The sequence below is a fragment of the Aureimonas sp. Leaf454 genome, assembly GCF_001424685.1.
Lineage (GTDB): Bacteria > Pseudomonadota > Alphaproteobacteria > Rhizobiales > Rhizobiaceae > Plantimonas.
Window position 1 is genome coordinate 244,952 of record NZ_LMQT01000021.1, and the last position, 10,003, is coordinate 254,954.

Genomic DNA, 10,003 nt, shown 5'->3' on the forward strand with positions numbered 1-10,003 from the left:
CAAGGGTTCGGTGGATGCCGAGCGTCATCGTGGCGGTGGCTCGACCGCGGACGGATGCCGTGGAGCCACCGCATGTCGGACCCGGTCGTCCCGAAAGCGCGAGGCGCAGGTCCGATCCGTCGGACCCTTTCTTCGCGTTCGCACCGACGCAAGGTCGATCTAGGGAGGCGTGGAGGCCGGGCGCAGGTGCCCCGTGACGGACCGCCACGCGAAGCGGAGGAGCCGCCTCCGGCGCCCGTTGAAGCCCCGGTCCATCGAAAGGTCGCGCAAGGCGTTCGCGGCCGCCAGCGATTGTCGATCCACCGCCTGTTTGACGGGATCCTCGTAGAAGCTCGCGATCTTGTCGGCGCCCATGCCGTCCGAGACGAACCAGGCCGGGATGTGGACGGAGCAGAGCTGCTCGACGTCGGTCAAAACCTTCCTGGTGCCGGTCCCCGCGGCCGGGCAGGACGTTGCGAAGGCATCGCCGATCAACACCACGCCATCCTGCCGGACATCGCCCGCGACGATGAGATCGACCGGGCGTGGCCGTGTGAGCGCGGTGATCGATATCCGGCCCGTGACGGCGGCAAGACCTGGCATGAGCCGCGCGAGCACGTCCTCGGGCGCCGTCCGCAACGCCTGCAGCCAGGGATCGCCGAGGGATCGATAGGTCATGAGATTCGCGCGCATCCGCCCGCCGATGCGAAAGAGCGTGAGGTAAGCGGTGCGGTCGAGGGGCTTCTCGGAATAGTAGGTGAGCGAGTCGAAGGCGAAGTCGCCTCCGTCGCTCCGATGGACGTCGAATCCGATCGTCGTGGAATGTTCGGGCGAGACGACGATCCGCTCTATGCCGAGACTCTGCCGCAGCCGCCCGTTGAGGCCGCTCGCCAGAACCACGAGGCGCGCCTCGATCACCTCGCCGTTCGACAGGCGCACGACGCGATGGTCGGCGGCCTGCGTGATCGACACCGCCTGGGCGCGATGGAAGGCGACGCGGGGCGGGCGCGCCCGGCGGACGGCATTGACGAGATCGTGGTAGGCGATCCCGCGCTGGCTGACCTGAAGGCGGTCGAGAAGGCGCCCGTAGCGAGCCACCCAAAGTGTCCTGCAATGGGTCACGGACGCAGCGACGGCACCGTCCAGGCCGAGCCTCTGCAGGATCTCGAACTGCTGCGGATCGAGCTTCTCGCAGCGGAAATCCGTCGGATAGGCCTCGTGTGGGTCGACGATCGCGACGTCGAGATCGGACCGGCCGAGGCATGCGGCGAGCGTCGAGCCGGCAAAGCCGGCGCCGACGATCAAAACGTCCACTCCGCCGCCGGGCGTCGACGCGGGGGTCGAGCCGAAGACGGAAGCCGGCCGTTCGCCGCCGTCTGCGGCGCGGGGCGCGACGCGGCGCATCGCTGGCCGGACGGGCCGTTTCGTCAACAGACCGAGAGTCATCGCGGCGTTCAGCCAACGCAAACCTGCCCGCGAGCCCGAAAGGGCCGCGACGAGGCGACCGGTCCGCCCGGTCCCGATGCCGGCTGTTCCGCGGTGGCATTCGCCGGCGCCGTCGGCGGTGTCGTCCCATCGCACGAACGGCCGCGCGCCGGCGACGAAACATCGAAGAAGCGCCTCGGCCAGCGGACCGGAGGACTCCAGTCCGGCGACCTCCAGAAGATGGGGCAGGGAGGGCGCGCGGCACATGGCGTCCAACATGGCGCAGAGAACCGGAACGAGGAATCCCGTCTCGATCACCGGCCAACCCGTGGCGGCCCGGTCGTGGACGGGGCTGGTCAGAAGCCTCAGCGGCAGCAGCGACGAGGCGCGGGATGCGCGCAACGCCCAGGCGCCGAGGAGATCCTGCCCGTCATCCGCCGGCAGCCGGCGCCAGGCCAGGAGCACGTGGATCGGGCGACGGGCATCGCCGGCCGCCGCGCTTGCGACGAGGTTCGGCTCCAGAGCGGCGTCGGACCGGTCCGTTCGGCTGACGAGACCCTGCCATTGCCGTTCCAGGGCGGCGAACCGGGCAGGCGTCGTGATCTCGATCGACGGTGGATCGGAGCCCGTGACCTCGTTTGGAGGCGACAGGGACCGGACGTTTTCCGGGCCGCAGAGCGGATCCGCCGACGACGGCCGGCGATCACCGTCGGCATGCGATGGAATTTTCATGGGCTCGATCCGGCGCAAGACCTCGCCACGATAGTGCGTGGACCCAGCCGCGCGAATCGTGGGATCGGAGGTACCCCTGTTCCGCACGGCGCAGGGCGCATGTCGCAGGATGCGTGGCCTCGCGGGGCAGGGGCGACGCGGGTCTCGCGCCACGGGTTCGGGGATGGTCCCGCGCCGGTCGGCGCGGCGCGCTCGAAACGGCGACCGCGATCCGCCGTGGGATGACGACCCGAGCCGCGTCCTCGCCTCCGTCGCGGAGGGGACAGTGGGTGGGACGGCGCGCGGGGAACGAGAGTTCGACCGTCAGGACGTCCGGCGGTCGCGGGGCGGCCGTTGGCGAGCTACCATGTTCACGGGGTGATGGAGAGGGATCCGTTTCCTTCTCCGGCAATCAATGGCATCACTCAGCTTGCGTAAGGGCGTCATCAGCTTCAGGGCCTTTCATGAGACTGTTCGAGTTGGCGGAGAGGATACGATCCTCTCCTCCGAAGGCCTGGGGCTTGGCGGCAGGCGCGTTCGCGACCGCGCTCGGAATCCGCTTCGTCTTCGATCATTCGTTGCCGGCGGGCTTTCCCTACCTCACGTTCTTCCCGGCGGTCATTCTGACGACGTTCCTTGCGGGCTTCTGGCCGGGCGTGCTCTCCGCGGTCGTCTGCGGCTTCTCCGCATGGTACTGGTTCATCGCGCCCTACGGGACGTTCGAGGTGAACGCATCCGTCATGATCGCGCTGGCCTTCTATGTCGGCATCGTCACGGTCGACATCCTGCTCATCCAGTTCATGCATCGCGCCATGGAGAAGCTGCGGCTGGAGCGTGAGGTCACGCGGGATCTCCTGGAGCGTCAGAACGGGCTTCTGGAGGAGCAGCGCCTTCGCCAGAGGGATCAGCGCATCCTGCAGCGCGAGCTTGCCCATCGCATGAAGAACACGCTCGCCATGGTCCAGGCGGTCGTGTCCCAAACCCTCCGAAACGCATCGTCGCTCGAGGAGGCGTCCTTGCGGTCGACCGAGCGGATCCAGGCGCTGAGCCGGGCGCAGGACATGCTGACCGAAACGGATTGGCAGAAGGCGGACATCCGGAGCGTCGTCGAGGCCGCGATCGAACCCCATGCCGATGGCGGGCACCGCTTCGCGATCGAAGGCCCTCCCGTGGATCTGACGGCGCAGCAGGGCCTCGGCATTTCGCTCGCGGTCCATGAACTCGCCACCAACGCCACGAAATACGGCGCCTTGTCGAACGAGGAAGGGCGCGTCACGATCTCCTGGTCGGTCGACGCCGACGGCTTCCATTTCCGATGGAGCGAAGCTGGCGGTCCGGCGGTCGTCACCCCGCAGGGGCAGGGATTCGGCACTCGGCTGACCGTGCGCGTCGTGCCCACCTATTTCAGCGGAACGGCATCCCTGACCTATCCCGCATCCGGACTTCTGTACCAGCTGGACGGGGTTCTGGTCGCAAACGTTTGATGTGCAACGCCTTTAACGAAAACTTTGCCGATCTAAGATATAAGGCATGGTGATGGCTTACGCGCTTCCGACTCTCATTGGGGCGGTCCTCGTCGTCGAGGACGAACCCCTGCTTCTCATGGATGCCGTGGATCTGATGGAGGATGCCGGGTTCACGACCTATGGCGCTTCCAACGCGGCGGAAGCGATCGTTCTGTTGGAGCGGCATCCCGAGATCCGGGTGATGTTCACCGACATCGACATGCCGGGAACCATGGACGGGCTGATGCTGGCCAAGGCGGTGCGGGATCGCTGGCCGCCGGTCGCCATCATCGTGACCTCCGGCCATGTCCGGATCCGCCAGCAGGATCTTCCCGAGGGCGGCGTGTTCTTCGACAAACCGTATGTCCCGGCTCACGTCCTGGCCGAGGTTCGCAAGATGTCGGCGGCCTCGCCCCTCTGACGATTCGATCCGAGCCCGACCGACGGTGTCGAAATGATCGTGCGAAGCCTCTCACGCGGGGCGAGCGACGTCGCCCTCGGCGTCTCTGACGGGCCCCGTCTCGCCGGTGTGACAGTCGGCGGTTCCGCAGGGAAGCCGGGTGCGTCGGACGTCGAACGGTCGTTTTCCGTCAAATTCGAGGGAACGGCGACCTTTCGCGCCGCGGTGCATTCCACCCGCATGACATGCGTTCGACAGACACTTCGCCCTTACGTCCATGCCTTGCGCGCCGCCCGCGAGGCGGGACATGGCGCGGCCGTTGCCTATGCGCTCGTGCCGGCTTTCGTGATCGGCCAGGCCGTCGTGATCGTGGCATTGCTGTCTTAGAAGGCGACGGTCCAAAGGGCACCGGGCTCATCGTCCCGCCATGCTTCGTCTGGCCGGCTTCGGGCGATCGGCCGCGCGAAACGAGCCCGCCGGCCTGGTCCCGGAAGAAACGCCCGTCGACGGTCGAGGGCGGGCACGTCGCCACCCATGCGACTCTCACTGCTGCCGCCCGGCGCTCAACTCTCGCGACCGCGCGGAGAGGATGGCCGTGCTGCCGGCTTGCCGGACGGAGCGCGGCGACAGACGGGCGCTCGCCAGAAGCGCATGGGCGTCAGGGTGCGGCGTCGCACGTTCAGGATCCCGGCGCCTGCCGCCGCTGATCCGGCAGTCCCCACCACGGGACCCAAGGCTGCGAATGATGTTCGTGGTGATAGCCGAAGTGAAAGCAGGACAGCAGCGACGCCATGTATCCGAATTCGTTCGAGCGCGCATTGTGGCGATCTCGGAACGCTTCCTCTTCATGGCGATGCGGCAGAAACGTTCCGAAGTAGAACAGTTGCAACGACGACAGGAGGGAGGGCAGTCCGTAGAAGAGGACGACGTTGAAAACAGACGCACCGAAAACGAGGATATAGACCGTCACCACGGTGCACACGAAGAGCACCGAGCGCAGGCCGAAATACCGCACGAAGAAGGTGCGGAACCACGGCCAGAAGCGCTCCGGCTCGTCGATGAAGAAATCCGGATCGTCGGCTGTGCCCGGGGCGTCGTGGTGCGCCATGTGAGCATCGCGGATGCGCCGCCAGGCGAAGCCTGCGTAGATCGTCAGAATGAACGTTCCGACGGCGGTGTTCAACCGATGCCAGCCGGGAGCGAGCGAGCCATGCATGGCGTCGTGGGCGACGATGAAGAGCCCGACCGTCAGCCAACACTGGACGGCGACGAGGAGCGGCACGAAGGGCGCGGTCTTCCAGCTCAAGGTGAAGAGGAAGACCGATCCGACATGGACGGCGATCCATGCGAACACCACGGCCAATCCCAGCGCAAGACCGATCGCGGCCTGGAACGGCCGTAGGATCGGCTTGGAGGATCCGGTCACGTCATGCACGGCGAGTGTCTCACTGCGGTTCCCGATGGGCTTCACTTAACAGGCTCGGCGACGCTGGGAAGCGGTATGCGTCGTTTGGTCGACCCGCTCATGCCGGCTTCCGGCCGGAGATGCCCGGATCTTCTTCTCTCTCTTCCTCTGGAGACGCCAATCCGCGAGCCCATCCGTGGCAATCGGACAGGACGATCGCACGCCGTCAGCCATATCAAGGCATCGTAAACCGGAAACGGAGGTGGCGACGCCGATGCGTGCCTGTGTCGCGTGGTCCGATCGTGGATCCCTTCGTGGACCCAGCCATATTCGAACGCGATGACCCAGACACCGACGACAATGAGGCTGGACCGCCTGGACAGGATCGCCATCAACGGCGTTGCCGGCCGGGAAAAGCCGTCGTTCGGCCTTTGCCTCCTCGTGCTGGCTTTGGCCAACGGTCTCGCCGCGGCATCCCTCTGGCTGTTCGGACGCCCGCTGCTGCCGCCTCTGGAGTCCTTGCAGGCATGGAGCGCCGGTTTCGAGGCGGAGTCGAACTCGCAGCACCTGTCGGATCCCTACTCCTTCATGCATGCCGTCTTCGGGGCCGGTCTCTTCCTCTTCCTCGACGGGCTGAAGCCGATCTGGCCCACCCGCTCGCAATTGGTCGTGGCCGTGCTGGGAAGCATCGTCTGGGAGATCGTGGAGAACACGCCACCGGTCATTCGCCTGTTCAACCAGTCGGGCCAACCCGGCGTCTACGCAGGCGACAGCATCGTCAACTCCCTCAGCGATACGGGGTTCGTGGTGGCGGGGTTCTTGCTCGCCCGGCGGGTGGGCTGGCGGGTTACGCTCGTGCTGGCGATCCTGACGGAGATCGCGTTGTCGGTCTCGATCGACGATGGCCTGCTGCTCGGCACGTCGAAGGTGCTCGGCCTGATGTGACGCGGGCTCGCCGGTATCCGCCTTCGAGGTCGGCCGGCTTGCGCGCATGTTACACGCCCGGCCGTTCTTGGCAGCCGAGACAACCTTCGCCATATCCATCGGGACCGGATGGCTGCGCTTGCGAGGCAGCCCGCAACCTGAAGAGCCGTTATGACATTCGAGATCGTTCTCTATGCCTTGATCGTGCTTGTGACCGTGGCTGCGATGGAAGTCTTCGCCTGGGCGATGCACAAATTCGTCATGCATGGGCAAAGCGGCTGGAACTGGCACAAATCCCATCACGAGGAGACGGAAGGCTTCTTCGAGAAGAACGATCTCTATGCGGCCGTGTTCAGCGTGATGGCTGTCGCTCTCTTCTTTCTGGGCCATGCCTTGTCGCCGGTCATCCTGGCCGTCGCCTGGGGAATCACACTGTACGGTCTGCTCTATTTCATCGCGCATGATGGGCTCGTGCATCAGCGCTGGCCGTTTCGCTACGTTCCCCATCGCGGCTATGCCAAGCGGCTTGTTCAAGCGCATCGGCTTCATCACGCGGTCGAGGGGAAGGATCACTGCGTGTCGTTCGGTTTTCTGTACGCCCCCCCGATCGACAAGCTGAAGATGGAACTTCGGCGTTCGGGCGTGCTCGACCGCGAGCGGATCGAACGGTCCGTCACGGCGCAGGGTTCGGCGCATGCCCCGGTTCGTGATGAGGGCCCGTCGAGGAGTCGGTGAAGAGGCGGCAGCTCGGCGGCCCCCTGCGCTCTGACGGCGATCCTTCGCCGCCATCGTTGCGCCGCAGCGGATCGTCTTCGAGACGGGTCTTTCCGCGCGCGCCACGCCTGCGCCGCACGCAAGCCGCCGCCACGATGGACGCCGCGAAGGCCAAGCTTCGATCAGGGGTCTCCCGTATGGCCGGCCGTCGCGCGATCGCCTAAGGTCCGTCGGCCGAAGATCGGGGGAGACGATGGGAATCTACGACGAGCATCTCGATCGCAACTCGGCGAACCACCAACCGCTGACGCCGCTGACGCATCTGTCGCGCGCGGCCATGATCTTCCCGGCTCACACGGCGATCGTGCATGGATCGCTCCGGCGCAGCTATGCCGACTTCTACGCCCGGTCGCGGGCGCTCGCATCCGCGCTCGCCAAGCGCGGCGTCGGCCGCGGCGAGACGGTCGCGGCCATGCTGTCCAACACGCCGGCCATGCTGGAAGCCCATCACGGCGTCCCGATGGCGGGCGCCGTGCTGCTGTCGATCAACACGCGGCTCGATGCCGAGATCATCGCCTTCCAGCTCGATCATTCCGAGGCGAAGATCGTGATCGTCGATCGTGAATTCTCCGGCGTGATGGCGGATGCCCTGAAGCGGGCGAGCGTGAAGCCCTTCGTCGTCGACTACGACGATCCCGATTTCCCGGCCGACGCGCCGGCGCAGAAGGGCCCGCTCATCGGCGCGATGGAATACGAGGCGCTCGTCGCGGAGGGCGACCGCGACTTCGAATGGATCATGCCGAAGGACGAGTGGGACGCGATCTCGCTGAACTACACGTCCGGCACGACGGGCAATCCGAAGGGGGTCGTCTATCACCATCGCGGCGCGGCCCTGATGGGATACGCCAATGTCGCGGCGGCCCAGATGGGACGGCATCCCGTCTATCTCTGGACCCTGCCGATGTTCCATTGCAACGGCTGGTGCTTTCCCTGGACGATCTCCGTCCAGGCCGGAACCCATGTCTGCCTGCGCTGGGTGCGTGCGAAGGCCATGTACGAGGCGCTGGCCGAGCACGGCGTGACGCATCTCTGCGGCGCGCCGATCGTCATGTCGACGCTCATCAACGCGCCGGACGCTGAAAAACGGTCCTTCTCGCAAACCGTCACCTTCAACACCGCCGCCGCCCCGCCGCCGCAATCGGTGCTGGCCGGCATGCGCGCGAGCGGCTTCGAGGTGACCCATCTCTATGGGCTGACGGAGACCTACGGCCCGGCCGTCGTCAACGAATGGAAGGACGAGTGGAACGCCCTCGCGCCGCCCGAGCGCGCCGCGCAGACCGCGCGCCAGGGCGTGCGCTATGTCGCGCTGGAGGATCTGCGGGTCCTCGACCCCGTGACGCTCGAGCCCGTCCCGGCCGACGGCGAGACGATCGGCGAGGTCATGTTCCGCGGCAACATCGTGATGCGCGGCTATCTCAAGAACCCGGCCGCGACGGAGGAGGCGTTCCGGGGCGGCTGGTTCCATTCGGGCGACCTCGGCGTCTGCCACGAGGACGGGTATATCGAGCTGAAGGACCGCGCCAAGGACATCATCATCTCGGGCGGCGAGAACATCTCCTCCATCGAGGTCGAGAACGCGCTCTACGCCCATCCCGCCGTCGCGGCCGCCGCGGTGGTCGCCAAGCCGGACGAGAAATGGGGCGAGACGCCGCTGGCCTTCGTGGAGCTGAAGCCGGGCCGCGAGGCGAGCGCCGAGGAACTTCTGGAGCATTGCCGCGCGCGGCTGGCGCGGTTCAAGTGCCCCAAGGAGATCCGCTTCTCCGATATCCCGAAGACGTCGACGGGAAAGATCCAGAAATACGTCCTGCGCCGGATGACGGACTGAGGTGAAGGCCGGCGTCTGCCAATCCTCCGGACTCTGGATGAGGGGCCAATCCGAAGACCCGAACTGCACGGCGTTTTCTGACGTCCACTCCCACAGGAAGCGCCGGGCTGATGCGGCCCGCGCCAGCCGGTGCCGAGGCGTTCAGTCCCGGCATCGGGTGGATCGTTCGATCGCTGGAGGGCTGCCCGGACGGCGGGCATGGTCGCGGCGCTGGCGTGACGAACCCGTCCCGTAGAGCCTGCGCTCATTCCAGGGAGAGGACCGCACACTCCGATCCCGGGGCCGAAGGCCTAGAACTCGGCCCAGTCCTCGGAAACCGCCGCGGCGGGCTTGCGGGCAGCGCCGCCCTGCCCGACGGATCGCATCTGCGCAACGGACGTTTGAGGCGCCGTGACGGGTCTGCGAACGGGCTTGCGAGACACGGCGGCAGTGCGGTCGCTGCCGCCGCTCGTTCGGAAGCCGTCGACGAGGCTGGCGAGCTGTTCGGTCTCGTTGGAGAGGGTCTGCGCGGCKGCGGTGGTTTCCTCGACCATGGCGGCGTTCTGCTGGGTGACCTTGTCCATGTTGTCGGCGGCCATGGAGACCTCCTTCAGGCTCAGCGACTGCTCGCGGGCGGCCTGGGCCATGTCGGTGATGATCTGGGTGACCCCGCCGACCTGGGAGAGGGCCATGGAGACCTCCTTCAGGCTCAGCGACTGCTCGCGGGCGGCCTGGGCCATGTCGGTGATGATCTGGGTGACCCCGCCGACCTGGGAGAGGATCTGTTCGAGGCTCTGGCCGGACGCCGTGACGAGCGCGACGCCCTCGCCGACCTGGGCCGAGGAGGTCGCGATGAGGCCCTTGATCTCCTTGGCGGCYTCGGCCGAGCGCTGGGCRAGGCCGCGCACCTCCTGGGCGACGACGGCAAAGCCTCGGCCCGCCTCGCCGGCGCGCGCCGCCTCGACGCCGGCGTTCAGCGCGAGGAGGTTGGTCTGGAACGCGATCTCGTCGATGACGCCGATGATCTGGCCGATCTTGTCGGAAGAGGCCTCGATCTCGGACATGGCCGCGACGGC

9 protein-coding genes are annotated in these 10,003 nt (G+C 66.8%); 6 read left to right on the top strand and 3 right to left on the bottom strand.

Translation table 11 applies throughout. From position 1 onward, the window contains the following. Window positions 1–159: 159 nt before the first annotated feature. Window positions 160–2,136 (bottom strand): NAD(P)/FAD-dependent oxidoreductase, encoded by a 1,977-nt coding sequence (locus ASG43_RS16425; RefSeq protein WP_056507376.1) that lies wholly within the window; start codon window positions 2,134–2,136, stop codon window positions 160–162. Window positions 2,137–2,636: 500 nt separating this feature from the next. Between ASG43_RS16425 and ASG43_RS23170 the strand changes: the two genes are divergently transcribed. The 3 genes from ASG43_RS23170 (at window position 2,637) to ASG43_RS22910 (ending at window position 4,407) form a co-directional block, all read left to right on the top strand. Continuing rightward, entirely contained in the window at window positions 2,637–3,599 is a 963-nt protein-coding gene (locus ASG43_RS23170) for an HWE histidine kinase domain-containing protein (protein ID WP_056507379.1), read from the top strand. Window positions 3,600–3,645: 46 nt separating this feature from the next. Continuing rightward, window positions 3,646–4,041, top strand: coding sequence for a response regulator (locus tag ASG43_RS16435; protein ID WP_244488128.1), 396 nt, complete (start codon window positions 3,646–3,648; stop codon window positions 4,039–4,041). Window positions 4,042–4,260: 219 nt separating this feature from the next. After that, complete coding sequence (locus tag ASG43_RS22910; protein WP_156386747.1) at window positions 4,261–4,407, top strand: hypothetical protein; 147 nt, start codon at window positions 4,261–4,263, stop codon at window positions 4,405–4,407. Between the two features lie 292 nt (window positions 4,408–4,699). Here the strand turns inward: ASG43_RS22910 and ASG43_RS16445 are convergent, their stop codons facing one another. Beyond that, window positions 4,700–5,455 (bottom strand): fatty acid desaturase, encoded by a 756-nt coding sequence (locus tag ASG43_RS16445; RefSeq protein WP_244488129.1) that lies wholly within the window; start codon window positions 5,453–5,455, stop codon window positions 4,700–4,702. 330 nt (window positions 5,456–5,785) lie between these two features. Here ASG43_RS16445 and ASG43_RS16450 point away from each other — a divergent pair, with 330 nt between their 5' ends. From ASG43_RS16450 to ASG43_RS16460, 3 genes are all read left to right on the top strand, one after another. Then, window positions 5,786–6,370, top strand: coding sequence for a DUF2585 family protein (locus ASG43_RS16450; protein ID WP_056507385.1), 585 nt, complete (start codon window positions 5,786–5,788; stop codon window positions 6,368–6,370). A gap of 150 nt (window positions 6,371–6,520) precedes the next feature. Continuing rightward, on the top strand, window positions 6,521–7,084 hold the full coding sequence (locus tag ASG43_RS16455) for a sterol desaturase family protein (protein WP_056507388.1): 564 nt from the start codon (window positions 6,521–6,523) through the stop codon (window positions 7,082–7,084). Window positions 7,085–7,316: 232 nt separating this feature from the next. Continuing rightward, window positions 7,317–8,948 (top strand): acyl-CoA synthetase, encoded by a 1,632-nt coding sequence (locus tag ASG43_RS16460; protein ID WP_056507390.1) that lies wholly within the window; start codon window positions 7,317–7,319, stop codon window positions 8,946–8,948. A 290-nt stretch (window positions 8,949–9,238) separates the two neighbouring features. Here ASG43_RS16460 and ASG43_RS16465 read toward each other — a convergent pair. Further along, window positions 9,239–10,003: methyl-accepting chemotaxis protein (locus tag ASG43_RS16465; protein ID WP_244488130.1), on the bottom strand; the 765-nt coding region annotated here is incomplete at its 5' end.